The sequence below is a fragment of the Xanthomonas sp. DAR 80977 genome (assembly GCF_041240605.1).
Lineage (GTDB): Bacteria > Pseudomonadota > Gammaproteobacteria > Xanthomonadales > Xanthomonadaceae > Xanthomonas_A > Xanthomonas_A bundabergensis.
This window is the reverse complement of the sequence record NZ_CP162487.1, coordinates 3,873,772-3,899,123: the sequence shown is the minus strand read 5'-3', so window position 1 is coordinate 3,899,123 and position 25,352 is coordinate 3,873,772. Positions and strand designations below refer to the sequence as shown.

The window sequence follows — 25,352 nt, the reverse complement described above, 5'->3', positions numbered from 1 at the left end:
GTCGTCCGGCAGAGGAGGGCACGAAGGGCGGGGGACGCACGAACGCCGCCGTCGGCCGCAGCTGCGGACACGACCGACGGGAAGCCGCGCGTCTTCCCAGTGCCCCTCTGTCCTTTTGCCTGAGAGTTTGGAAGCGGCGGCGGGCTGCGCTGCGCTTCGTGCCCCTTCGGCGCCGGGTTGGACCGGTCTCTCCAGAGTCTTGGTGCGGGTGGTATCGGGCCTGAGCGATTACGGGCGTTTGCGCCTTCGGCAGCGGGTCGCCCCGCTTCTCCCACCATGCTGCCTGGCGATTATAGCGTGGCCGGCGGCGCCCACGGCGGCCGTGCAGGCAGGCCCGGCCGCGCCCGCGACCGGCTTGCTGAACATGGCGGGTTGCCGGCTCCGCGGCGTGGCCGATCCTGCTGGCGCCGCAGGCCAGGCCCGGCCGGCGCTTAACGCGGCGCCCGCGAGGGCTTATCATGTCCCCATTCCCTTTCCCCAAGCGCCGTCCCCCTGCCGGGCGGTGCCGTCGCGCGTTCGCCCGCCGCCCGGCTGGCGCGACCGGCCTTCCAGGATTCTGCGCATGACGCTCCCGACGATCTCGACCCGCCGCCTGGCACTGCTGCTGGCCGGGCTGGCGATGTTCGGCCCGTTCTCGATCGACACCATCTTCCCGGCGTTCCCGCAGCTGGCGCAGCGCCTGCGCGCCGACCCGGTGGCGATCCAGCAGACGGTCAGCGTGTACCTGCTGGCCTACGCGCTGATGGGCCTGGCGCACGGGCCGCTGTCCGATGCCTGGGGCCGCAAGCGGGTGATCGTCGGCGGGCTGGTGGTGTTCATCCTGGCCTCGGCCGGCTGCGCGCTGTCGCGCGACCTGCCCACGCTGCTGGCGTTCCGCGCACTGCAGGGGTTTTCCGCCGGCGTGGGCATGATCGTCGGCCGCGCGGTGATCCGCGACCTGTACCACGGCCACGACGCGCAGCGGCTGATGAGCCAGGTGTCGATGATCTTCGGCATCGCCCCGGCGATCGCGCCGATCATCGGCGGCTGGATCCTGGCCACCGGCGCCGGCTGGCCGATGATCTTCTGGTTCCTGGTCGGGTTCTCGCTGCTGCTGCTGGTCGCCACGCTGCGCTGGATGCCGGAGACGCATCCGCCGCAACTGCGCACGCCGCTGGCGCCGCGCACGCTGTTGCGCGACTACGTGTCGATCGCGTTCAATGCGCGCTTCCAGCGCCTGGCCGCGGCCGGTGCGTTCAATTTCGCCGGCGTGTTCCTGTACATCGCCTCGGCGCCGGTGTTCATCATCGACCTGCTGCACCGCACCGAGCGCGATTTCGCCTGGCTGTTCATCCCGACCATCGGCGGCATGACCCTGGGCTCGTTCCTGTCCGGGCGCATGGCCGGGCGCATCGGGCCGATGCGGCAGGTGCGCATCGGCTTCATCTGCTGCGGCGTGTCGGTGGTCGGCAACATCGCCTACACCGCGATCGCGCCGCAGATCGCGCTGCCGTGGGCGGTGCTGCCGATCTTCGTCGCCGGCGTGGGCATGGCGCTGATCTTCCCGATCCTGGCGCTGGCGGTGCTGGACATGTACCCGCGCCAGCGCGGGCTGGCGTCCTCGCTGCAGGCCTTCACCCAGCTGATGCTCAACACCGTGGTGGCCGGGGTGCTGTCGCCGCTGCTCAGCGGCCGGCCGATCCACCTGGCGCTGGGCTCGGGCGCGTTCTTCCTGCTCGGCTGGGGCTTCTGGCGCTGGGAGCGGCGCAGCGGCAAGCGCCTGCCGCGGCCGGGCAGCCAGGTGCCGCAGTTGGAGCCGGCCGACCCGGTATGAGCGCCGGCGCCGCGGTTGGGCTATCGTCTTGCGGTCACCGTTGAGGAAACCGCATGTCCATCCAGTCCAAGCAGCGCCGCGACGTGCGCAAGAAGCTGGCCGAACGCCTGCGCCACCGCAGCGAGGCCGCCGCCGCGGCCACCGCGATCGAACCGCACGCCGAGCTGCGCGACCAGCAACGCACGCTGCTGGCCGGCATCGTGCGCCGCGACGGCGAGTGGGTGCTGGGCATGGACGGGCGCATCGCCGGGCAGAGCGAGAGCGCCGCGCAGGTGCTGTCGCTGATCATGCAGGCGGCCGAGCTGCACGAGCGCGCCGGCACCCCGGTGCGGCTGGTGTATTCGGACGCGCTGAAGGACGCCGCGCAGGCCGATGCGCAGGCGCAGGGGCTGAGCTTCGACGAGTTCAAGGACCGCCACGCGCAGGTCATGCAGCGCGGGGCCGGCGCGGCGCTGCCGGGCTGAGGCCATGGGCCAGAGCGCGAGCCAGGCCGCCGACGCCGCCGTGTCGCTGGCACGGGTGCGGCGCCGCGACGGGCTCGCGCTGATCCAGGCGCACCGCGCCAGCACCGCCCTGCATCATCCGTGGGCGTATCCGTTCACCGACGTGCCCGGCTTCAACGCCTGGTACGCGCAGACCCTGGACGGCAGCAACGTCGCGCTGCTGGCGCGTGCGCGCGACAGCGGCGAGGTCGCCGGCCTGTTCACCTTCAGCCAGATCGTCGGCGGCTGCTTCCAGAGCGCCTACCTGGGCTACCACGCCATGGTTGGCTGCGAAGGCCGCGGCCTGATGACGCATGCGCTACGGTTGTGCGTGGCCTATGCGTTCTCCGACCTGGGCCTGCACCGCGTGGAGGCCAACATCCAGCCGGACAACGCGCGCTCGCTGGCGCTGGTGCAGCGCGCCGGCTTCCGCCGCGAAGGCTATTCGCCGCGCTACCTGCGCATCGGCGGGGTGTGGCGCGACCACGAGCGCTGGGCGCGGCTGGCCGACGATTGAGTCGGCGGGCTGGTGGCCGCGTCGCTTGGGCTCGTCTTGGGAAATTTCCTTGTTCTGCCTATCCCGTTGCCCACGTTTCATAGCAACTTGCCCTTGGGCATCGAACTCCTCTTGACAAGCCTGAGTGCGCTCTATCACAGTTGTGGGGCGGGTGATCGGCGGTGCAATGCTGCTGTGGATTGATGGCTGCGCCGTCTGCGAAGGGCTTGTGCTCCGCTGCGCATCGAACTGAAGCGCAGCGGTGCATGGTGTCGAAATCAGGGGAAAACATGGATCGTCATTCGGGTGCTGTCGTGCTTGCCGCAACGGTGGGCGCTGTTTCATATCAACGGATACCAGTGACGTAAAGCGTCGCAGATGGTCGATGCGTTCGATCTATCGATCGGCGCTGCAAACTCATGCATTGAACCCAGGCACTCCTGCGGCTCATGGACACATGCCATGCCGCGGGCGAGGCATGGCCATCTATTGGTCGCTGATCGAGTTCGAGAACAACATGGAAAAGTTCGACACATTTCTTCGCCTGCGCGCAGGTGTGGTCCTGCTGGCGATGGCGTTCGCAACGCTTGCCAATGCGCAGGAGTTGAGGTTCGATCAGAAATATATCGAGCGCATCAAGCAGTCGCAGGACATCGGTCGGCTGAGCGTCGACTCTTTCGGCGAACAGGTCAGCCTGAAGAACGGTGCGGTGGAGTTCAACTGGACCGATATCGACATTCCAGGCAACAGCAAGCTCCCCGTCCGGCTGCAACGTTCGCATGTCATCGAGGACGAGGGCGCGGGCCGTAGCGGCAAACTGGGCGGGTTCGGCGTCGGCGGATCGCTCGATGTGCCCTATCTCAAAGGCGTCTTCAGCACGAACGGCTGGCAGGTGTACGGCTCCAGCCCGAACAGCCGCTGCAGTCAACCCGCGCAGCCGCCGAACTACACCTTGACCGCCTCGGACTACTGGTCGGGAAACTGGATGCACATTCCTGGCGCCGGCGAGCAGGCGATGCTGGACGAACCCGCCAGTCAGCTGCCGGCGCCGAGCAACGGCACCAGCTACCCATGGATCACCAAAAACTTCTGGCGCATTTCTTGTCTGGCCAGCACCAAGAACGGATATCCGGGCGAGGGATTCGTGGCGCTGTCGCCGGAGGGCGACAAGTATTATTTCGATTGGGTCGTCAGTAAGGCGCACCCCGACATCTCCAAGCGCATTGGCAATTATTCGGCCAAAGCATCCATGAGCCGTTTGGCGGTCTTCTTCCTGGCGACGCGCATCGAGGACCGTTTCGGCAACTGGGTCACCTACACCTACAACGGCGACCAGCTGTCGCGGATCGACGCCAGCGACGGCCGCTACATCAGTGTGACCGGCACCTCCGGCGGCAACATCACCGCAGTCGAGTCCAGTGTGGGAAATTGGACATATACCTATGGCGATAAGTCGTTGACGGTGACGCAGCCCGATGGTGCGCAGTCGCGCTATGTCCAGACCGGCAACATGGAGATTCTTCCCAGCCCTTCGTTGCCGCTGTACACAGACACGGCTCGGTGCCCGCTGCCGGAGCCTTCGAGCGGGGATTTCACCTATGCGGTGACCTTGCCGAGCAATGCGACCGCAACCTATTCGTTCTCGGTGAAGCGGCACTTCCGCCACAACATTCCCAAACAGTGCAACAGCTTCCTCGATGCCGCGGGCCCCAGCACCACCTACCAGTATCTGACCATTCCGAATTTCTCGGATACCCTGACGCTGGTCAGCAAGTCGATCGCCGGGCCCGGCCTGCCATCGATGCAGTGGACCTATACCTATGATATCGGCGCACGGCCGCTGGCCTACGAGGAAACCTGCGCGCGCACGGATCTTCCCAATCCCGAACTGACCTGCAGCAAGTCGATGCAGACCGAAATGCGGGGTCCGGACAACGACTTCAAACGCTACAAGTTCGGCGCCTGGTACCAGCTCAACGAAGGCGTGGACCTGGGGGCGGAGACCGGGACCGTGACCACTGGAAGCTCGGGCGATGTCGTGACGATCCTGAGCACGAGCGAGAACGAGTATGTCGCCACCGCGGATGTCGCTGCCATGCCGTTCCCGAATCTTGTCGGCTCCGACAATATGGGCAACAACGACGATATCTCGACATCGGGGCTGCGTCCGCTGAAGCGGACCACGATCACGCAGCAGGGCGTTTCGTTCCAGTCGCTGGTGAATGCCTACGACGTGTTCGCGCGCCCGACCAGCGTCACCCGTTCCAGTACGATGGGGAACTCCCGGACCGAGGCCACCGCCTACAGCGACAACCTGGGCAAGTGGGTGCTGGGGCAAGTGGCCTCGGTGACCAAGACGGCACCGGGTGCGGCAGAGGTCATGTCGAGCACCAGCTACGACGCTGCGACTGCGCTGCCCACGCAGATCAGCCGTTTCGGCAAACTGATCCAGTCGATCGGCTACAACACCGATGGCACGGTGGCGTCGGTGACCGATGGCAACAGCAACACCACCACACTGGGGGGATGGAAGCTCGGCCTGCCGCAGAACATTGCCTATGCGGATGGAACCAGCGACTCGGCCGTGGTCAGCAATCGCGGCTTGATCGACTCGGTGACCGATGAGAACGGCTATACGACGTCCTACACGTACGATGCGATGGGGCGCATCAGCGGCATCGCCTATCCCTCGGGCGATACCGTGGCGTGGGCGCCGACCACGCTGTCGTTCGAGCGTGTCGATGCGGCCGAGTTCGGTATTGGCTCCGGGCACTGGCGGCAGACGATCGCAACCGGGAACAGCAGGAAGATCACCTACTTCGATGGGCTGTTTCGTCCATTGTTGGTGCAAGAGCAGGACACGGCCAACGTCGCGGCCACGCAACGCTTCAATCGTTACCAGTACGACCACGCTGGGCGTGTGCTGTTCGCTTCCTATCCGGGTACCACCGACCAACTGGGAACGGGAACCTGGACCGAGTACGACGCCCTGGGCCGGACCACATCGGTTTCCCAGGACAGCGAGCTGGGCCTGCTGACCACCACCACCCAATACCTGTCCGGGTTCCTGACCCAGACCACCAACCCCAGGAATCAGAGCAACATCACGGGCTACATGGTGTTCGACCAGCCGATCTTGGACTGGCCAGTGAGCTTGAGCCTTCCCGAAGGCGCCTACATGGACATTGGGCGCGACACGTACGGCAAGCCGCTGTCGCTGACCCGCCGTAATGCGGACGGCAGCATCGCGGTGACGCGCAGCTTCACCTACGACGGCTATCAGCAACTGTGCCGCAGCGTCGAGCCGGAAACCGGCGCGACCTTGTCCGCCTACGATGGCGCCGGCAACCTCGCCTGGTCGGCGGCCGGTCTGGATCCCTCGACTGCCTGCGATGCCAGCGGCACGGCGGCGCCGATCGCCGCGCGCAAGGCCGCCCGGACCTACGACGCGCGCAACCGGATCAAGACGCTCACCTTCCCCGACGGCAACGGCAATACCACCTACACCTACCAGCCGGATGGCCTGGTCGCCTCCATGGTCGCCAGCGACGCCTCGGGCAATGCGGTCACCACTACCTACGGCTACAACAAGCGGCGCCTGCCCAGCAGCGAGCGGCTGCAATGGGGTGACGTCGATTGGTCCGCCGGGTACGCCTACAACGCCAACGGCCATCTGGCCGTACAGACATCGCCCGGCTTGAGCGTGGACTACGCGCCCAATGCCTTGGGTCAGCCTACCCAGGCAGGTACGTACGCCACGGGCATCAGCTACTACCCCAACGGCGCGGTCAAGCAATTCACCTACGGCAACGGCATCGCCCACACGATGGCGCAGAACGCGCGGCAATTGCCCGCGCGCAGCAGCGATGTCGGTGGCGGCGGCCCACTGGACATGGCCTACGCCTACGACGCCAATGCCAATGTCGCCTCGGTCACCGATTATGCGACGACGCGGCAGACCCGCAGCATGACCTACGACGGCCTGGATCGGTTGATCACGGCAGAGTCGGTGATGTTTGGCGGCGACAATGTCGCGCGCTACTCCTACGACGTGCTCGACAACCTGGCCAGCGTCCGTGTGCATGGGCGCGATCACAGCTATGTCTACGATGCGCACAATCGCTTGAGCAACGTGACCCAGGGGGCGGGAGGGTCTACCGTCATCGGCCTGGCCTACGACGTACAGGGCAACCTGTCCAACAAGAATGGCGAGTTGTACCAGTTCGACTATGGCAACCGGTTGCGCAGCGTTGCCGGCAAGGCCAGCTACGCATACGACGGCGCCGGTCGCCGGGTGCTGGACTACACCACCGGCGGCAAGCGCAGCTTCTACAACCGCGATGGACAACTGCTGTATGCCGACGACCTGCGCCAGGGCAAAGCCATGGCGTACGTCTACGTGGCAGGGAGCCTGGTCGCCGGCATCTCGACCACCACCGCCGTGCTGCCGCCGCCGCCGGCGCCATCGTCCGCGCCTGCGCTGAGCGCGCCGTCCGCCAACAGCACCGGCAGCTACACCGTCTCCTGGACGAGCGTTGCCGCCAGCACCAGCTACCCGCTGGAGGAAAGCAGCAACGGCGGCACATCCTGGTCGCAGATCTACAGCGCCAACGACACCACCAAGGTGATCAGCGGCAAGGGCAGCGGAACCTACACCTACCGCGTCCGCGCCTGCAACGCGGGTGGCTGCAGTGCGTACTCGAACGTGGGGACCACCGTGGTCCAGCTTCCTCCCGCGAGCGCGCCTAGTTTGTCTGCTCCTGCGAGCAACGCCACAGGCAGCTACTCGGTGAGCTGGACCGCGGTGGCGTCCGCCACCAGCTATCAACTGGACGAAAGCGGCAATGGCGGCGGCAGCTGGTCGCAGATCTACAACGCCAGCGGCACCAGTATCGCGATCAGCGGCAAGGGCAACGGCGCCTATGCCTATCGAGTGCGGGCGTGCAACACCAGCGGGTGTAGCGCTTACTCGGCGACTGCGACGACGACCGTGGCGTTGCCTCCATCAGCCGCACCGAGCCTGTCGGCGCCCGCCAGCAGTGCCAACGGTAGCTACTCGGTGAGCTGGTCCAGCGTCGCCACCGCGTCGAGCTACCAGCTGGAAGAAAGCGGCAACGGCGGCGGCAGTTGGTCGCAGATCTACAACGCCGGTGGGACCAGCGCCGCGATTTCCGGTAAAGGCAACGGCAGCTATGCCTACCGCGTACGCGCGTGCAACGGCTCCGGTTGCGGCGCCTATTCGGCGACCGCAACGACCACTGTATTGTTGCCACCGTCCACTCCCAGCCTCTCCGTCCCCGGCAGCAGCACCAACGGCAGCTATTCCGTGAGCTGGTCGGGCGTGGCGACCGCCTCCAGCTACCAGTTGGACGAGAGCGGCGACGGCGGCAGCAATTGGAGTCAGGTCTACAACGGGAGCGGGACCAGCGCTGGGATCTCTGGCAAGGGCAACGGCAACTATGCCTACCGCGTGCGTGCCTGCAACGGCTCCGGATGTAGTTCCTATTCGGCGAGCGCAACGACCACCGTGTTGTTGCCGCCGTCCACCCCCAGCGTCTCCGTGCCCACCAGCAGCAACACCGGCAGCTACTCCGTGAGTTGGTCGGCGGTGGCGACGGCCACCAGTTACCAGCTGGAAGAGAGCAACAACGGCGGCAGCAGTTGGAGCCAGGTCTACAACGGTGGCGGGACCAGTGCCGGAATCTCCGGCAAGGGCGATGGCAGCTACGTCTACCGCGTTCGCGCGTGCAACGGCTCGGGGTGCAGTGGCATGTCCGGGACGGGAACGGTAGTGGTCGCCTTGCCGCCGCCGGTGCCGACGGGTCTCAAGGCTTACTACACCACCCCCAGCACCAGCCAGACGCGCTACAGCGCCAGCTGGGGGGCATCGACCGGCGCGACCAGCTACATGCTCAACGGTCCGATCGTCTACAACGGCCCCAACCGGATGACCGCCAGCACCGTGAGCGGCACGCCGAACGTGTCGGCGAAGTTCAAGGTCTGCGCCTGCAACAACAACGGGTGCTCTGCGTGGTCGGCCGAAGTCACGGCCGTCGGGCAATAAGGGGGAATGCCATGAAGCGCACTATCATCCTCATGTTTTTGCCGTCACTGTTCCTGGTGGCCGCTGCGCATGCGCAAACCGTCATCTACTACCACACCGATGCACTGGGAACGCCAGTCGCGGTGACCGACGCCAGTGGCAATGTGGTGGAGCGTAGTGAATACGAGCCGTACGGAAGTCTGTTAAATCGCCCGCTGACAGATGGGCCCGGCTACGCAGGACACGTGATGGATGCAGGGACGGGGCTGGCGTATATGCAGCAGCGGTACTACGATCCGGGAGTCGGGAAGATGCTGAGCGTAGATCCGGTAACGGCCTATGACAACGAGGATATGCGGCACTTCAACGTCTATGCGTATGCGTATAATAACCCGTATAAATTTAACGACCCGGATGGACGGGTTGGAAAGCTTTACTGGTCGGCATCAAATCGGGTGACCTATACTGTGCATTATGTTCTGACTGGAGTGACGTCACCCGTTTCTGCTGCCCAGATTAATTCAAGAATAGCTCAGGATTATTCGGGAACTGTCAATGTGAATGGAATTAATGTAACCGTGACGGCGCAGGCTATTCAGGAGCAAAATGCTGGATCTGGCATAAATACGGTCAATGTTGTTCAAAACACAGCAGGTGTTACTCAGAGTGGGCGTTCTGAGACAAATTCAATTGGCGGCAATCAAATTACCATTGGAAAAACTGGTCAGGACGCCGCAACTTCAGAAACGGTGTCGCATGAACTGGGGGGGCATGCCGGTGGCGCGGGTGATCAGTATTCAGGTGGCGTAGGAGCAAATGGAGTGAGGCTCTCGGCGGACGTGGCTGGGCCTGCCAATGTTATGAAGGATTTATCTGGGCAGCCTGCAAACAGCCAGACTCTCAGTGAAATCATAAATGCACCGACGAATGTGAATACATGTGCGCCAGGGGTTACTGCCGCAAATGGAGGTTGTTGATGAAGCTCTTGACTTTAATGTGTGGGGTGGTGTTCTTTTCTGTAGCTTTTCGTGTTTCGGCATCTCCGCCGACTATAGCCGCAGGCTCTCCAATACGTGGATGTGAATTTCGGCTTGCGTCTTGGTGTATCACTGAGGGAGCGTATGTGGTTACAAGGACGCTAGCGACAGATCGTGTTCATGACCGTGTATGGTCGTTAATAGGGCAATTTAAGGCCGACTCAAGGCTCTTGGTGCAAGAGCCAAATGGTTGTAAATCTGGTTATGCTAATACGCTTGTACTTCTGAGCTACGAAAGTGCGGTGAATATCAAGGGTGTTTCTTGGGATCGGGCGCGAGTTAGACTGAAGGCGGATGGTTCGTGTGATCTTGAGATTTTAATGACTCCGTCGGATGGAGATCCCATGGAGTGGGCATTTTCCACTGGAATTGGATTGATTAGAGGGTGTAAGGACGAGGGTTGTACTCCTCTTCCGCTCAATGATCTAAAATTGCAGATCGAAAGAAAAAGGAAAGGTTTGCCTGATTAGGCTCAAATTTGCGGCTAGCATTCAGCTTGTTCGCATTCAGTGGCATAGATATGAATTTATCTATTGTTTAGTAGTGGGATTGCTGGAGGAAAGTTGTGTCGATACATTTGCGGATTGATCTTGTTGATATTGATTTTTGGTCATTTTATTGTGCGAGAAATTTTACTAGTTGAGTGTAAGAGGTTGGCCTGGAAAGGCTGTACTTTGGCGAGCTAAATTGGCGAGGCGCAATGCAATGCGTATGTCGTTGTCCGGAAAATAAGAGCTCGACATGTAGCTGCGTCGCTTGTCTTGCGCCGGTTTCGCGTCTGCGGCTAGGGTTTTTTAAATAGATATATGCAGTATTTACAGGTGTGCTGTTGCATGCACGGCTTTTGGTAGCTCCCACCTGCACATCTGCCCCTGGTTCTGCTGCTTGAGCCACTCCTGCATCGGCGCGAAGTATTCCAGCAGCGGGGCGGCGTCGAGCTTGTCGTTGCCGGTCAGTTCCTTGAGCGTGAGCTGCCACGGCTGGCTGCCGCCACGTTGCAGCATCGACCAGAACTTCTGCCCGGCCTCCTTGTTGCCGTAGAAGGTGCATTCGTAGAGCGGGCCCTTGTAGCCGGCCGCGTCGCACAGGCCCTTGTAGAACTGGAACTGCAGGATGTGCGACAAGAAGTAGCGGGTGTACGGGGTGTTGCCGGGCACGTGGTATTTGGCGCCGGGATCGAAGAAGTCCTCGCCGCGCGGGGTGGGTGGGGCCACGCCCTGGTACTTGGCCTTCAGGTCCCACCAGGCCTGGTTGTAGTGCTCCGGCGCGATCGAGCCGTCGAACACGCCCCAGCGCCAGCGGTCGATCATCAGCCCGAACGGCAGGAACGACACCTTCGCCAGGGCCATGCGCATCTGCGCGTTGATCAGCGCCTCGCGGCTGAGCTGCGGCGCCTCGACCAGGCCGATCGAATGCAGGTATTGCGGGGTCATCGCCAGCACGATGGTGTCGCCGATCGCCTCGTGGAAGCCGTCGTTGGCGCCGCCCTGGAACAGCGGCGGCAGCGGGTTGTAGGCGAGGTCGTAATAGATGTGGCCGAGCTCGTGGTAGATGGTGGTGAAGTCTTCCTCGTTCGGCTTGATGCACATCTTGGTGCGCACGTCGCCGGCCATGTCCATGTCCCAGGCGCTGGCGTGGCAGACCACGTTGCGGTCCAGCGGCTTGATGAACTGGCTGCGTGCCCAGTAGCTGTCGGGCAGCTTGGGCATCGCCAGCGAGGTGTAGAAGTCCTGCGCGCGCTCGGTCATCTGCTTGGCGCTCTGCAGCTGCGCGTCGCGCTGGGCCATGAACCGCGCCTCCGGCGAGGTGTCGCCGTTGCGCCGTGCCAAGGCCGCGCCGAGGTTGCTCTGGTACTGCTTTTCCAGCGTGTCGGTGATGTCCAGGCTGCCGGCGCCGGGGTAGGGCTGCAGCAGGTCCCACAGGTTGCTCCAGTCCTGCTGCCACATGTTGCCGAGCAGGTGCGCCGGCAGCAGGCCGCCGGCGACCTCGCCCTTGTCCTTGCCGTACTCGGCGTCGAGCTTGCCGCGGGTGTAGCAATGCAATTGCTCGTACAGCGGCTTGACCTGGCTCCACAGCCGGTCGGTCTCGGCGGCGATCTGCGCCGGCGGCATGTCGTAGCCGCTGCGCCACATCGCGCCAGTGTCGGCGTAGCCCATCTCGCGCGCGCCTTCGTTGACCAGTTCGACGAAGCGCTGGTAGTCCTTGCGCAGCGGCTGCGCGGTGCCGTGCCAGCCCTGCCAGGCGTCGAGCTGCTGGTCGTAGTCGCGGCTGCGGCGCAGCACGTCCTCCAGTTCGCCCAGCTGCCGGCAGCGGCGCGCGTCGCCTTCGCCGGTGCAATAGGTCGCCGCGCCGTAGGCGCCTTCCATCTTCGAGGCGAGCGTGGCCAGTTCGGCCAGCTTGGCCGGATCGCGCGGCGCCGGCATCGCGGTCATCAGCTTCAGCAGCTGCAGCGCACGCGCGCTGTCGGCGGACATCGGCGTGCCCTCGTAGCGCTTGGCCTGCGCGATCCAGCCGTTGAGCGTGGTCAGCCAGCGCTCGTTGGCCTTGGACACCAGCCGCTCCGAGTCGCCGTTGATGTAGGTGATCGACAGCCACTGCGCCGAGGTCAGTTCCGGCAGCAGCGCGCGGTACTCCTCGTTGATGCGGGCGACGAACTGGTCGGCGCTCTCGCTAGGCGCTGCCGGCGCCGGCGCGGTGCCGGTCTCGGTGGTCGCTTCCTTGCGGCACGCGGACAGCGCAAGCACGCTCGCGCCGATGCACAGCGCAAGCAGTAGATGGCGGTGGTTCACGGCGAATCCTTCGATGGCGAATGCGACGAAGGCTAGTGGTCCGCTCGGTTCGCCGCAAGGGCCACCCGCGCCGCGGCAACGGCGCGTGGCGTCCGCCGCCGCCGGGCCGCTACCGGTTGTTGAGTGCCGCCTGCGATTCGCCTGCCGCCCTGGCGCACTGCGCGAACAGGTCGCGCGAGCGGTCGTAGACTCCGGTCTTGACCTGCATCAGCCCTAGCACCGACGGGAACAGGTTGTCCTGGTCGGTGTACTGGTGGGCGCGCGCGCGCAGGCACGACAGGTCCAGGCCGCGGTCGCTGGCGAAGCCGGGCGAGAACCACATCACCATCGGTACATGGGTCTGCTCCTGCGGCGCGATCGCATAGGGCACGCCGTGCAGGTACAGGCCCTTCTCGCCCAGCGATTCGCCGTGGTCGGACAGGTAGATCATCGCGGTGTCGTAGTCGGGCATCGCCTCCAGCGTGGACACGGTGCGCGCCAGCAGGTGGTCGGTGTACAGCAGCGAGTTGTCGTAGGCATTGGCGATCAGCTCGCGCTCGCAGTTGCCCAGGTCGGCGGTGTCGCAGGTCGGGGTGAAGCGGCGGAAGCCGGCCGGATAGCGCTCGAAATAGCTGGGGCCGTGGCTGCCGAGCTGGTGCAGCACGACCACGCGGTCGCCGGGCTTGGCGCGCACCTGCGCGGCCAGGTCCTGCAGCAGGATCTCGTCCATGCAGCGCCCGTCCTTGCACAGCTGCGGGTCCTTGGCGTCGTCCAGGCGCTGGATCGTCAGGCCGTCGCACACGCCCTTGCAGCCGGACTGGTTGTCGCGCCACAGCGTGGCGATGCCGGCGTGCTCGAGCACGTGCAGCAGCGACTGGTGCTTGCGGATGTTGCCTTCGTTGTAGTCGTGGCGGCCGAACGGCGAGAACATGCACGGCACCGAGACCTCGGTGCTGGTACCGCACGAATGCATGTCGGGGAAGTTGATCACGTCCAGCTGCGCCAGCTGCGGCGTGGTCTGGCGCACGTAGCCGTTGAGGCCCCAGTTCTGCGCGCGCGCGGTTTCGCCCAGCACCACCACCAGCAGCCGCGGCTTGCCGCCGGGCGCGCGCGGGGTGGCGACCGCGTCGTGTTCCAGCGGCAGCTTCGGCGCCTTGTGCGTGGGGCTGTCGGACTTGAGGTTCTGCCGCAACGCGACCAGGTAGTTGATCGGCGTGGCCAGGTAGCGGATCTCGCGATGGTTGCGCATCATCGCCGACAGGTCCTGGAACGACAGCATCGCGCCGATGCCGCCCAGCGCCAGCATCGCCAGCAGGAAGCCGGCGCGGATCGCCAGCGCCTTGCCCGGCGGTCGCTTGACCAGGCGCAGCCGCCACAGCGCCAGGATCGGCAGCGCCGCGTAGAACAGCAGCGGCGCGATCAGCGCCGGGGTCATCAGTTCGCGCGATTCCTTGTGGTCGGTGGCCAGCACGTTGCGCAGCATGTCCGCGTCCAGGTAGACGCTGTAGCTGTTCATGTAGTGCGTGGCGAACGCGGTGGTGAGCAGCAGCACGGTCAGCAGCGGCTTGGCCACGCCGCGCCACAGCAGCAGGCCCAGCAGCAGCCCGTGCACCGACAACAGCAGCAGGAACAGCGACAGGCCCAGCTTCAGGTCGCCGGGGTGGCCGCTCATCGCGCTGCGCCAGAACATGCCGTTGCAGACCAGGGCGAAGAACGCACTGGCGGCCAGCGCCAGGGCCTCGTTGCTCAGCAGCGGGCGGTAGCTCCACCAGCGGGTCTTGGATTGGGCGCCGGGATGCGGCAGCGAAATGCTCATGCGCGACTTTCCTTCACGACAGGCAAGGGGACATGCATGGATCGGGCCGAAACCTGCGGCCGCCACAGCAAGGCGCGGTACAGGCCCAGGGCCACGCCCCAGCTCAGGGACAGCGTCCACAGATCGTGGGACAGGAAGTGCGCGCCGCGCAGCTGCTGGCCGAGCCCGAACAGCAGCCCGGCGCCGAGCCCGACCGCCAGCGCCGGCCAGCGCCAGGACGGCTTCAGCGCCAGCGCGACGAAGTACAGCGCCACCCAGGCATAGCCGGCGCTGGAATGCCCGGCCGGGAAGCAGGCGGCGTGCGGCATGCCGGCCGGGCGCGTCTCGAACAGGCCGATAAAGGGCAGCTGGCCGCCGTAGCGGCTCAGGTCCCAGGGGCAGTCCATGTGGGTCAGCGACTTCAGCAGCGACACCACGCCGGTGCTCAACGCCACCGCCAGTGCCAGGTACAGCAGCGGCAGCCGGTAGCGTTGGCCATCGGCGTGGCGCCAGGTCCATACCGCCAGGCCGGCCGTCACCACCCAGGCGGCGGTGCTGAGCAGCTTGCCGTCGTGGTGGATCAGGTTGCGGGTCAGCGCCGCGTTCTTCAGCGCCCACTGGCCGCCTTCCCAGCGGTACAGCAGGTCGGCGAACCAGAAATCCCCGCCCAGGCCCATCAGCACGCCGCTGGCCAGCAGCGCCGCGGCCAGCGGCAGCAATGCGTGGGACAGGTAGAAATTGCCATGCGCGCTGAGGCGGCTGGCGCTCACGGTGGGAATGCCTAGGGACGGACTGTGCATGGTCTGCAGACGCAGCCTGGGACGGTAAGTGCGCATATGGTTACCGTGCCCTTGTCGGAGAGTGGTCGGATTGTGAAGATAGCGGCGATGCAGGCTTCAGCTGCAGTTGGATTTCTCAGACGCTGGATACGCATCCCACCCGGAACCATTGCTGCGATGCGGCATGGCGGGCCGCGCGCCGGCGGCGATGCGTGGCTTCCGGCCGCCAGACGTGGCCAACAAAGACGCAGCGTTCCGACCGCGTTCCGACGCGTATCCGCTAGCATGGCGCCATCCCCCGGCGTCCCGGAATGCGAGCGAAGTGCCATGCGGCTGTTGGTGATAGAAGACAACCGGAACCTGGTGGCGAACCTGTTCGACTACTTCGAGGTGCGCGGCCATACCCTGGACGCGGCACCGGACGGCGTCACCGGCCTGCACCTGGCCACCACCCAGCACTACGACGCGGTGATCCTGGACTGGATGCTTCCGCGCCTGGACGGCCCACAGGTGCTGCGCGCGATGCGCGAGCAGCACCACGCCGAAGTGCCGGTGATCATGCTCACCGCGCGCGACGAACTGCCGGACAAGATCGCCGGCTTCCGCGCCGGCGCCGACGACTACCTGACCAAGCCGTTCGCGCTGCCGGAGCTGGAAGTGCGGCTGGAGGCGCTGCTGCTGCGCGCCAACGGCCGTGGCCGCAGCAAGCTGCTGCGCGTGGGCGACCTGCAGCTGGACCTGGGCACGCTGGAGGCGACCCGCGGCGGCCGCACCCTGCACCTGTACCCGGCCTGCCGCAAGCTGCTGGAAGTGCTGATGCAGGCCAGCCCGGCCGCGGTCACCCGCGACCGCCTGGAGCAGGCGCTGTGGGGCGACGAGCCGCCGGACGGCGACATGCTGCGTTCGCACATCTATGACCTGCGGCGCAGCGTCGATGGCCCGTTCCCGTCCAAGCTGATCCATACCCTGCCGCGCATCGGTTATCGGCTCGCGGTGGTCGGCCCGCACGAGCAAGAGCATGCCGCGTAGGACCGGGCTGCGGCAGCGCATCACCCTGTGGCTGGTCGGCTATGCGGCGCTGCTGTCGCTGGCGGTGTTCGTGCACGGCTACATCGTCAACGACCAGGCCGAACAGCTGACCTGGCGCTCGCTGCTGAGTTCGGAGCTGGAGCATTTCCTGGCGCGCAGCGCGGTCGATCCGGACTACCGCTGGATCGATACCCGCACCGTGAGCCTGTACGGCGACGAAGGCGGCGAACCGCTGCCGCCGGCGGTGGCGGCGCTGGCGCCGGGCCTGCACGACGACGTGCCGCTGGAAGGCCGCGACAAGGTGGTGCTGGTGCAGGACGTGCACGGCCGCCGCCTGGCGCTGTCGCTGGACATCACCGAGCTGCAGAAGCACGAGGAGAACCTGGCGCTGTGGATGCTGCTGTCCAACGTGATCGCGGTGCTGCTGCTCGGCGCGCTGGTGGCCTGGGGGCTGGGCCGGGTGGTGCAGCCGCTCACCGACATGGCGCAACGCATCGGCAGCCTGCGCCCGGACCGGCCCGGCCAGCGCATCGACGTGCATCCGCGCGCCAGCGCCGAGCAGGTGGTGATCGCCGATGCGTTGAACGACTACCTGCTGCGCAACGACCTGTTCGTCGAACGCGAGCGCGCCTTCATCGACAGCGCCAGCCACGAGCTGCGCACGCCGGTGGCGGTGATCGGCGGCGCCGCCGAACTGGCGCTGGAGCAGACCGACATCCCGCCCAGCGCGCGCAACCAGCTGCTGCGCATCCGCCGTACCGCGAGCGGCGTCGGCCAGTTGATTTCGCTACTGCTGGTGCTGGCCAAGGATCCGGCGCGGCTGGCGCGCGGCAGCGACCTGGTGCGGCTGGACCAGTTGCTGCCGGACATCGTCGAAGACCATCGCCACCTGTGCGCCGACAAGCGCCTGGAACTGGTGCTGGCGCCGTTGCCGGCGTGCGAGGTGCTGGCGCCGCTGGCGATCGTGCAGGCGGCGATCGGCAACCTGCTGCGCAACGCGATCGAGAACAGCGACCAGGGCGTGATCCAGATCGCGATGCCGGCGCCGGGCGTGGTGCGCATCGACGACCCCGGCCATGGCATGGCGCCGGAGGAGATCAGCGCCATCTACATGCGCATGGCCCGCGGCGGCGGCCGCGAGGGCAGCGGCATCGGCCTGGACCTGATCGCGCGCCTGTGCGAGCACCTGGGCTGGTCGCTGCAACTGGATTCGGACGCCGGGCAGGGCACGCGGGCGACGCTGGACCTGAGCGCGGCATTGAAGGGTGGCGGCGCGGCGTAGAGCGCAGGGCGTTGTGCGCTTGCACAGGCGCGGCATCGCGGCGCTGGCGGCGTAACCCTGCAGGAGCGGCCTCAGCCGCGACCGTGTCCGCAGCCGGTGGGCATCCGGACTTCGTTCGTCGCGACTGAAGTCGCTCCCACAGTGGCTTGCGGTTGGCCTGCTGGGTGCATTGTGGGAGGGCTTCAGCCCCGTCGGTGTCCCGCAGCCGGCCGGCGTCCGCGCTTCGTTCGTCGCGACTGAAGTCGCTCCTGCAAAAAGCTTGCGGATGGCTAGCCTGGTGCACTGTGGGAGGGACTTCAGTCCCGACTGTGTCCGCAGCCGGTCGGCGCCCGCGCTTCGCTCGTCGTGGCTGAGCCGCTTCTGCGAGTGCTCCGGGCCGGCGATGGCAGGGTGGGCGAAGCCTCAGTCCGGTTGCGGCAACAATCCGCGTTGCAGCAGCCAGGCGCGCGCGTCTTCGGCGTCCTGTTCGAACCAGGCGCGGGTGGAGCCCAGCCGGTAGGTGTAGCCCCATGCATCCATGTCGGCCATCAGCCGCGCGCTGCCGACGCCGGGCAGCGCGTCGGCCAGCACGATCTGCAGGTAGCAGGTGGCGTCCTCTTCCTCGACCGAATCGGTGGCATCGGTATGCACCTGCGCGCGCCGTTCCGGCGGCAGCACGATCAGGTGGCAGGCCTCGTGCAGCAGCGAGTGCACCGGCGTGTCGTCGCGCACGTACACATCACTGGCGATCACGCCGGCTTCCGGTTCGCCCCAGTAGCTGCCGGGAATCGCCGCGCCATCGGCGACCCGGTGCAGGCGCAGGCCATGGCCGGCCAGCAGCGCGCGCGGCGCGTCCAGGCCGATGGCGCCGACGGTCAGGACCTCGGCAGCGGGTGCGGAGCGGGAGTCGTTGGTTTGCATCGGGAGGTCGGGAAGGAGGAGCGGCGCGAGACGCACTCGGCAACGTATTGGCGGCGGTTGGGCAGGCCGACAGCTCGACTACCGTGCCGCTCAAGCTCATGCGTTCGGTGAGCAGCTGGGGTTGTGCGGGCAGCCATGGCGCATTGCCGGCGTCGTAATGCAGCTTCGTCGAACACACCACCGAACAATGCGGCGCAGGCTGCGCGCCACGGTCGCCATCTGCGACCGCAGCGCGCTGCGCCACTCAGGGCGTCGGCCCTTCCGGCAGCGCCACCGAGATGTCGAGCACGTCGTGTTCGCCGTCCTTGACCAGGTCCACCTTGACCGCATCGGCGTCGATGTTGACGTACTTCTTGATCACTTCCAGCAGTTCGCGCTGCAGCAGCGGCAGGTAATCCGGGCCGCCGCGGTGGTTGCGCTCCTGCGCGATGATGATCTGCAGGCGGTTCTTGGCCGTTTCGGCGGTGTTCTTCTTGGCCTTGAGGAAGTCGAATAGTCCCATGCTCACCCTCCGAACAACTTGGTGAAGAAGCCCTTCTTCTCCACGGAGATGAAGCGCATCGGGCGGTCTTCGCCCATGATCCGGGCCACCGCGTCGTCGTAGGCCTGGCCGGCCGGGGACTCGCCGTCCAGGATCACCGGCTCGCCCTTGTTGGAGGCGTTGAGCACGTCGCCGGATTCGGGGATCACGCCGATCGCCTTCAGCCCCAGCACTTCCTCCACGTCGGTGATGCTGAGCATCTCGCCGCCTTCCACCCGTCCCGGGCTGTAGCGGGTCAGCAGCAGGAACGCCGGCACGGTCTTGCCTTCCTCGGCCTTGCGGGTCTTGGAGTCGAGCAGGCCGATGATGCGGTCGGAGTCGCGCACCGAGGACACTTCCGGGTTGACCACGACCACCGCGCGGTCGGCGAAGTACATCGCCAGGAACGCGCCCTTCTCGATGCCGGCCGGCGAATCGCAGACGATGTACTCGAAGCCGTCGTCGGCCAGGTCCTTGAGCACCTTCTCCACGCCGTCCTGGGTCAGCGCGTCCTTGTCGCGGGTCTGCGAGGCGGCCAGCACGTACAGGTTGTCGAAGCGCTTGTCCTTGATCAGCGACTGCTTGAGCGTGGCCTCGCCATGCACCACGTTGACGAAGTCGTACACCACCCGGCGCTCGCAGCCCATGATCAGGTCGAGGTTGCGCAGGCCCACGTCGAAGTCGATCACGGCGACCTTCTTGCCGCGTCGCGCCAGCCCGCAGGCCAGGCTCGCGCTGGTGGTGGTCTTGCCGACGCCGCCCTTGCCGGAGGTGACTACGATAATTTCAGCCAAAGGAATGTCTCCTGATACGTTCGGTTGTAGGGCCGCGTCAGTCTTGCGCGGCGATCTTGATCTGGTCCTGCTCCAGCCAGACCTGGACGGCCTTGCCACGCAGTTCCTTGGGAATATCGTCCAGCACCTTGTAGTGGCCGGCAATGGCGACCAGTTCGGCGTGGAAGTCGCGGCAGAAGATCCGCGCCTCGGTGTTGCCCTGCGCGCCGGCCAGCGCGCGTCCGCGCAGGCTGCCGTAGATGTGGATGCTGCCGTCGGAGATCACCTCGGCGCCGGCGCCGACCGTGGCCACCACGGTCAGGTCGCAGTTCTCCGCGTACAGCTGCTGGCCGGAGCGCACCGCGGTCTTCTGCATGCGGCCCGGTTGCGGGCGCGCGGCCGGAGCGGGCGGCGGCGGGGGCGGCGGCGACACCGGGGCGGGCGCGGCGGCGGGGGCGCCGCCGTCGATGCGTTCGTACTGGGCGCGGAACTTGGCCAGCAGCGGCAGGCCCAGCGCCTCGGCCAGCTGCTCGATCTCGCGGGTGCCGTAGGCCAGCGCCACCGGCAGCACGCCGGCCTCGCGCAGGCCTTCCAGCAGCGCGCGCGCGGTGGCGGTGTCGGGCGCCTGCGCCAGGCCGCCGAAATCGATGATCACCGCGGCGCGGCCGAACAGCTTGGGCGCGCGCTGCACCCGCTCGCGCATCTCCTGGGTCAGGCGCGCCACGTCCAGGGTGCGGATGCGCAGGTTGGCGATGCCGACCTGGCCGATCTTCAGTTCGCCTGCCTGCTCGAAATCCAGATTCACCGACGACACGCTCAGGTCCCGGTCGGGCGCGTCGCCCGTTGCAGGCGGCGGGCATGGCCGACCCAGGGCAGGTCGGGCAACTGGTCGCCGTAGGTCTCGCGGACCCAGGCGTAACTGCACAAATCCTTCAACAGCATGCTGGCACGCACCTCCACCTCGTTCATCGTGTTCTGGCCCACTTCGCGGAAACCGAAGCTGCCATGGAACAGCAGCGCCGCGTCCGCGCCATGGTCCAGGAAAACCTCGCAGGCCAACTGCGGGTAGCGCAGCTCGGCATAGCTCTGCACGTCGGCATAGAACGCGCGGCCGACGCCGCCGCCGCGGCGGCGGCTGGCCACCACGATGCGGTCGATATAGAAGAACGCGGGGTAGCGCTCGCGGAACCAGGCGAAGTTGCTGCTGTCGTGGTCGCTGTCGGCGCCGAAGCCGACCAGGAAGCCGGCCAGGTTGCCGTCGCGTTCGGCGACGCGGAAGTATTCTGCGGTCTCGTAGAAGCGGTGCAGCTTGGCCGAATCCAGCGGCAGGATCGCCAGTCCGGCGTTGTTGTTCAGGGCCAGGACCGAATCGAGCTCGTGCTCGCGCACGTCGCGGATGACGATCGACATTGGGACTCCGTTGCTGATGCGCGCGCGGCCAGATGCGGACCGCCAGCCGGATTATCGCACGCGGGGGGCGGGGCGGCGAGCCGCGCATGCATGACTTCCGTGGGAGTGCAATGCGCGCCGTTCATCCTAAGATGCGTGCATGTTGGAGTCTCTCAGTCATGCCCGCGTCCTGCGCTATGCCGGCCTGTTCACCTGGGCCGTCATCTGCATGCCGTTGCTGTACCTGTACTGGGAGCCGGCCGAGGAATCGAGCCGGATGCCCAGCGGCGAGGTGTGGCTGCTGCTGGCCAGCTACCTGGGCTTCGGCCTGGGCTACTTCCTGCTGACCTGGCGCCTGCAAAGCGGCGCCGGCGCGCGCTGGTACGGCCGCGGCATGCTGGTGCTGCTGACCGTGTGCGCGCTGGCGGTCGGCTACCTGCACCGGTCCGGGCTGGGCAGCATCCTGATGATGGTGGCGGCCGGGGTGATCCCGTGGCTGCTGCCGGTGCGCGCCGGCGTGGCCTGGCTGCTGCTGAGCCAGCTGGCGGTGCTGCCGGTGTACCTGGTGATGGGCTTCCCGGTGTTCGAGGCGCTGATGCAGTCGCTGCTGTACGGCGGCTTCTCCATGTTCATCTTCGTCACCAGCCTGGTCGCGCGGCAGCAGGTCCAGGCGCGCGAGGAGCAGCGCCAGCTCAATGCCGAGCTGCGCGCCACCCGCGCGCTGCTGGCCGAAAGCGCCCGGATCAACGAGCGCACCCGCATCTCGCGCGAGCTGCACGACCTGCTCGGCCACCACCTGACCGCGTTGAGCCTGAACCTGGAAGTGGCCGGCCACATCACCGAGGGGCGCGCGCAGGAGCACGTGCACCAGGCGCATACCCTGGCCAAGCTGCTGCTGACCGACGTGCGCGAGGCGGTCAGCCAGCTGCGCGACAGCGGCGCGATCGACTTGGCGGCGGCCCTGCGGCCGCTGGCCGAACGGGTGCCGGCGCTGCAGATCCACCTGCAGGTGGAGGAGCCGCTGACCGTCGAGGACCCGGAGCGCGCGCATGTCTTGCTGCGCTGCACACAGGAAATCATCACCAACACGGTGCGCCATGCGCAGGCCGACAACCTGTGGATCCAGGTGCGCCGCGACGGCCCGCTGGTGGTGATCCAGGCCCACGACGACGGCCGCGGCTGCGAGACCCTGCTGCCCGGCAATGGCCTGCGCGGCATGCGCGAGCGGCTGAGCCAGTATGGTGGCAGCCTGGAGATCGATGCGCCGCAGGGGGCGGGCTTCCGCCTGCGCGCCGCGGTCCCGAGCGCGGCCGCGTTGCTGCCGCCCGCCGTTCCACAAGGAGTGCTGTGATGATCCGTGTCTGCCTGGTCGACGACCAAACCCTGGTGCGGCAGGGGATCCGCTCGCTGCTGGCGCTGGACGGCGGGATCGAGGTGATCGCCGAGGCCAACGACGGCCGCCAGGCGGTGGAGCTGATCCCACAGGTGAAGCCGGACGTGGTGCTGATGGACATGCGCATGCCGGCGATGTCCGGGCTGGAGGCGCTGCAGATGCTGTCGCGCAACGGCACGCTGCCGCCGACCATCATCCTCACCACCTTCGACGACGACCAACTGGTGCTGGCCGGGCTCAAGGCCGGGGCCAAGGGCTATCTGCTCAAGGACGTGTCGCTGGAACAGCTGGTCGGCGCGATCCGCGCGGTGGCCGCCGGCGGTTCGCTGGTGCAGCCGGCGGTGACCCAACGCCTGCTGTCGGGCCTGGAGCACATGCGCAACGACTTCGTCAGCCTGGACCGGCCGGACCCGCTGACCGACCGCGAGACCGAGATCCTGCGGCTGATGGCCAGCGGCTTCTCCAACAAGGAGATCGCCAACTCGCTGGGCGTGGCCGAGGGCACGATCAAGAACCACGTGTCCAACATCCTGTCCAAGCTCGGCGTGCGCGACCGCACCCGGGCAGTGCTCAAGGCCTTCGAGCTGCAGTTGGTCTGACCGACAGGATGTCCGGCCCGGCTCAGCGCGCCGGGCGTTCGCGGGCGCACGAGCCAGTGGCTCCCCGGCGGCGTCCGCTCACCTTGTCCAAGCTGGGCGTGCGCGACTGCACCCGCGCGGTGCTGAAAGCCTTCGAGCTGCAGTTGGTCTGATCGGCAGGTGCCCCCGCGGCGGAGTAGAGCATCCGGCGCGCGCGGGGGCGGCCCGCGAGCCCCTTGTGGGAGCGACTTCAGTCGCGACGCGCGAAGCGGCAGGCGTCCCCCAACCCACAGTCGGTCCAGGCCGCCGGCCCGCCGCGGCCGCGGTCCGGATTCAGTGGTCTGGCCGCCCGGCCCGGCCGCGGCGCCCGCCGGCGGCCGCAAACGCCACGCCTCGTCTGGCTTGCCTGCGGCGATCCGGCGCCGGCACCGGCCTGTCCGCCACTGCCCGGGCGACAATGGTCTGGTCGCCCGTTCGGCCGCGCGGCTGCGCTTTGCACGGCGCGTTCGCGGGGTTTTCGCCACTATGCCGAATTCCGCGTCGCCATCTGCTGACCACAAGCCGCGAAGCCTGCTAGGATGGGCGCTTCGCTTCATTAACCCGGCCGTGGGATCGGCCCCGGAGACCTCCTGAATGACCCGTATTATCGAGTTCCTGATCGCACTGGGGATCGTGGCTGGCCTGTTCGTCATCGTCGGCCTGGTGTTGCCTTCGGAGCGTCACATGTCCGAGAGCGTCGAGACCAATCGACGCATGACCATTGTCTATGACACGGTGAACAGCCTGCGTCGGTTCAAGGACTGGAACCCTCTGGTGCTGCGCGATCCGCGTATCCAATTGAAGCTTTCCGGTCCCGAAGCCGGCGTCGGCGCCCGCCTCGACTACACCTCCAACGAGGGCTACATCGGCAAGGGCAGCTGGACCATCACCTCGACCGAGAAGAACAAGCAAGTCGTCATCGGCATCGAAGACGAGAGCAAGGGCAGCGACAAGACCACGTCGTTCAAGCTCGAGCCGACCGGCAAGAGCGGTCGCAACGTCAAGATCACCCAGGACTACACGGTCAAGTACGGCTGGGACCTGTTCGGTCGCTACGCCGGCCTGTACGTGAGCCGCCATGTCGGCGACGACATCAAGCTGGGCCTGTCGCGGCTGAGCAACGTGCTGGCCACCGTGCCGAACGTCGATTACCGCGCCGAGGAAACCCCGTTGAAGGACCTGAAGGTCGTCGACGTCCCGGCCGAGGATCTGCTGGTGGTCAACGCCGGCAATGTCGACCGCGACAACGACACCATCAAGAAGTCCATCAAGGACAACCAGGAGTGGATCAAGCGGGTGATGGACGCCAACGGCCTGGAAGCTGCGGGTCCGGTGCGCATCGTCACCACCGACTTCGGTTCCGACAAGTACGCCTTCGACGTGTCCCAGCCGGTGCGCAAGCGTGCCGGCGGCGCGCCGAAGCCGGACGTGGCGGCCAAGCCGGAAGAGAAGAAGGACGACGCAGCCGCGCCTGCCGCCCCGGTCGACGCGACCCCGGTCGCCGCCAGCGGCGAACCGCTGAAGCTGACCATCCCGCAGGGCGCGCCGGTCACCTACCTGCGTACCGAGGCGCACCGTTCCGCGTTCGCCAGCTACACCGGCCACATGGCGGGCCTGGATGCGGCACGCAATGCGGTCCGCGCCTGGGCCGCGACCAGCGGCTACGACGTGACCGACCGTCCGTACGAAGCCTGGAAGGGCGGGGTGGACAAGTCGTTCTCGCCGGAAGGCACGTACGACATCTACTGGGCGATCAAGTAAGCCGTCGCCTGGATGGATGAGTGACCACGAAACGCGCCGCTGCTTGCGGCGCGTTTCGTTTATGGGGAGCCGGAACACCGGCCGCAACGGAGCATCGTCATGCTGAATTTGGAGCGGCGTTCGCGCAAACGGTCGTGGCTGGCCTGTGCCGGCGGCCTGCTGGCGGCCACGGCGATCGGCCTGTCGGCCTACGCCTCGCACGGGGTGAGCGAGCCGCTGGCGCAATCGCATCTGCAGACCGCGGCGCTGTACGCCTTCGGCCACGGGCTGGCGCTGGCGGCCCTGGCCCGCAGCAGCGAACGCCTGCTCGCGCGCGCCGCGCTGGCCCTGCTGTTGCTCGGCACCCTGCTGTTCGCCGGCAGCCTGGCCGGCAACGCGCTGGCGCAGTGGCCGACGCGGCTGGCCCCGGTCGGCGGCACCACGCTGATGCTGGGCTGGGTGCTGTGGGCGCTGGACGCGCTGAGGCGGTAGCGCG

The 25,352-nt window shown here is 66.6% G+C and carries 19 protein-coding genes and 1 riboswitch; of the genes, 11 read left to right on the top strand and 8 right to left on the bottom strand.

The annotated features are described in order from the left end of the window. Window positions 1–97 precede the first annotated feature (97 nt). Window positions 98–205, bottom strand: a riboswitch (glycine riboswitch). 357 nt (window positions 206–562) lie between these two features. From AB3X10_RS16415 to AB3X10_RS16395, 5 genes are all read left to right on the top strand, one after another. Then, the gene (locus AB3X10_RS16415) at window positions 563–1,813 is read left to right on the top strand and encodes a multidrug effflux MFS transporter (protein WP_369976392.1); all 1,251 of its coding nucleotides are present in this window, start codon (window positions 563–565) and stop codon (window positions 1,811–1,813) included. Window positions 1,814–1,866: 53 nt separating this feature from the next. Further along, window positions 1,867–2,277 carry a hypothetical protein gene (locus AB3X10_RS16410; protein ID WP_145701340.1) on the top strand — a complete coding sequence of 137 codons (411 nt, stop codon included), beginning with the start codon at window positions 1,867–1,869 and terminating at the stop codon, window positions 2,275–2,277. 4 nt (window positions 2,278–2,281) lie between these two features. Further along, window positions 2,282–2,812 carry a GNAT family N-acetyltransferase gene (locus AB3X10_RS16405; protein WP_369976390.1) on the top strand — a complete coding sequence of 177 codons (531 nt, stop codon included), beginning with the start codon at window positions 2,282–2,284 and terminating at the stop codon, window positions 2,810–2,812. Between the two features lie 457 nt (window positions 2,813–3,269). Then, on the top strand, window positions 3,270–8,855 hold the full coding sequence (locus AB3X10_RS16400; protein WP_369976388.1) for an RHS repeat protein: 5,586 nt from the start codon (window positions 3,270–3,272) through the stop codon (window positions 8,853–8,855). 11 nt (window positions 8,856–8,866) lie between these two features. After that, the gene (locus AB3X10_RS16395) at window positions 8,867–9,811 is read left to right on the top strand and encodes an RHS repeat-associated core domain-containing protein (RefSeq protein WP_369976386.1); all 945 of its coding nucleotides are present in this window, start codon (window positions 8,867–8,869) and stop codon (window positions 9,809–9,811) included. An 875-nt stretch (window positions 9,812–10,686) separates the two neighbouring features. Here the strand turns inward: AB3X10_RS16395 and AB3X10_RS16390 are convergent. The 3 genes from AB3X10_RS16390 to AB3X10_RS16380 form a co-directional block, all read right to left on the bottom strand. Further along, on the bottom strand, window positions 10,687–12,660 hold the full coding sequence (locus AB3X10_RS16390; protein ID WP_369976384.1) for a M2 family metallopeptidase: 1,974 nt from the start codon (window positions 12,658–12,660) through the stop codon (window positions 10,687–10,689). A gap of 109 nt (window positions 12,661–12,769) precedes the next feature. Continuing rightward, the gene (locus AB3X10_RS16385; protein WP_369976382.1) at window positions 12,770–14,455 is read right to left on the bottom strand and encodes a phosphoethanolamine transferase; all 1,686 of its coding nucleotides are present in this window, start codon (window positions 14,453–14,455) and stop codon (window positions 12,770–12,772) included. Further along, window positions 14,452–15,234, bottom strand: a complete 783-nt coding sequence (locus AB3X10_RS16380; protein ID WP_369981870.1) for a phosphatase PAP2 family protein — start codon at window positions 15,232–15,234, stop codon at window positions 14,452–14,454. The genes AB3X10_RS16385 and AB3X10_RS16380 overlap by 4 nt, the downstream gene beginning before the upstream one ends. A 306-nt stretch (window positions 15,235–15,540) precedes the next feature. Between AB3X10_RS16380 and AB3X10_RS16375 the strand changes: the two genes are divergently transcribed. Together AB3X10_RS16375 and AB3X10_RS16370 are read left to right on the top strand one after the other, a co-directional pair. Continuing rightward, entirely contained in the window at window positions 15,541–16,242 is a 702-nt protein-coding gene (locus AB3X10_RS16375) for a response regulator transcription factor (RefSeq protein WP_369976381.1), read from the top strand. Further along, window positions 16,232–17,524, top strand: coding sequence for a sensor histidine kinase (locus AB3X10_RS16370; protein WP_369976378.1), 1,293 nt, complete (start codon window positions 16,232–16,234; stop codon window positions 17,522–17,524). Before AB3X10_RS16375 ends, AB3X10_RS16370 begins: the two co-directional genes overlap by 11 nt. A gap of 402 nt (window positions 17,525–17,926) precedes the next feature. Here the strand turns inward: AB3X10_RS16370 and AB3X10_RS16365 are convergent, their stop codons facing one another. The 5 genes from AB3X10_RS16365 to AB3X10_RS16345 all read right to left on the bottom strand — a co-directional run bounded on the left by AB3X10_RS16365 (window position 17,927) and on the right by AB3X10_RS16345 (window position 21,127). After that, window positions 17,927–18,424, bottom strand: coding sequence for a hypothetical protein (locus tag AB3X10_RS16365; RefSeq protein ID WP_369976376.1), 498 nt, complete (start codon window positions 18,422–18,424; stop codon window positions 17,927–17,929). Between the two features lie 244 nt (window positions 18,425–18,668). Next, window positions 18,669–18,926 carry a cell division topological specificity factor MinE gene (gene minE, locus AB3X10_RS16360; RefSeq protein ID WP_009608870.1) on the bottom strand — a complete coding sequence of 86 codons (258 nt, stop codon included), beginning with the start codon at window positions 18,924–18,926 and terminating at the stop codon, window positions 18,669–18,671. Window positions 18,927–18,928: 2 nt separating this feature from the next. Continuing rightward, the gene (minD, locus tag AB3X10_RS16355) at window positions 18,929–19,738 is read right to left on the bottom strand and encodes a septum site-determining protein MinD (RefSeq protein WP_369976374.1); all 810 of its coding nucleotides are present in this window, start codon (window positions 19,736–19,738) and stop codon (window positions 18,929–18,931) included. A 37-nt stretch (window positions 19,739–19,775) separates the two neighbouring features. Continuing rightward, window positions 19,776–20,531 (bottom strand): septum site-determining protein MinC, encoded by a 756-nt coding sequence (minC, locus tag AB3X10_RS16350; RefSeq protein ID WP_369976372.1) that lies wholly within the window; start codon window positions 20,529–20,531, stop codon window positions 19,776–19,778. A gap of 2 nt (window positions 20,532–20,533) precedes the next feature. Then, window positions 20,534–21,127 carry a GNAT family N-acetyltransferase gene (locus tag AB3X10_RS16345; RefSeq protein ID WP_145701320.1) on the bottom strand — a complete coding sequence of 198 codons (594 nt, stop codon included), beginning with the start codon at window positions 21,125–21,127 and terminating at the stop codon, window positions 20,534–20,536. A gap of 139 nt (window positions 21,128–21,266) precedes the next feature. On the opposite strand from AB3X10_RS16345, the gene AB3X10_RS16340 reads away from it, so the two are divergent. The 4 genes from AB3X10_RS16340 to AB3X10_RS16325 all read left to right on the top strand — a co-directional run bounded on the left by AB3X10_RS16340 (window position 21,267) and on the right by AB3X10_RS16325 (window position 25,348). Further along, window positions 21,267–22,457: a sensor histidine kinase gene (locus tag AB3X10_RS16340; RefSeq protein ID WP_369976370.1), complete on the top strand. Its 1,191-nt coding sequence runs from the start codon at window positions 21,267–21,269 to the stop codon at window positions 22,455–22,457. After that, a complete protein-coding gene (locus tag AB3X10_RS16335) occupies window positions 22,457–23,098 on the top strand; it encodes a response regulator (RefSeq protein ID WP_003465620.1) in 642 nt (213 codons plus the stop codon). The genes AB3X10_RS16340 and AB3X10_RS16335 overlap by 1 nt, the downstream gene beginning before the upstream one ends. 612 nt (window positions 23,099–23,710) lie before the next feature. Next, window positions 23,711–24,877 (top strand): polyketide cyclase, encoded by a 1,167-nt coding sequence (locus AB3X10_RS16330; protein ID WP_369976368.1) that lies wholly within the window; start codon window positions 23,711–23,713, stop codon window positions 24,875–24,877. A gap of 99 nt (window positions 24,878–24,976) precedes the next feature. After that, on the top strand, window positions 24,977–25,348 hold the full coding sequence (locus tag AB3X10_RS16325; protein WP_369976366.1) for a DUF423 domain-containing protein: 372 nt from the start codon (window positions 24,977–24,979) through the stop codon (window positions 25,346–25,348). The last annotated feature ends 4 nt before the right edge of the window (window positions 25,349–25,352 follow it).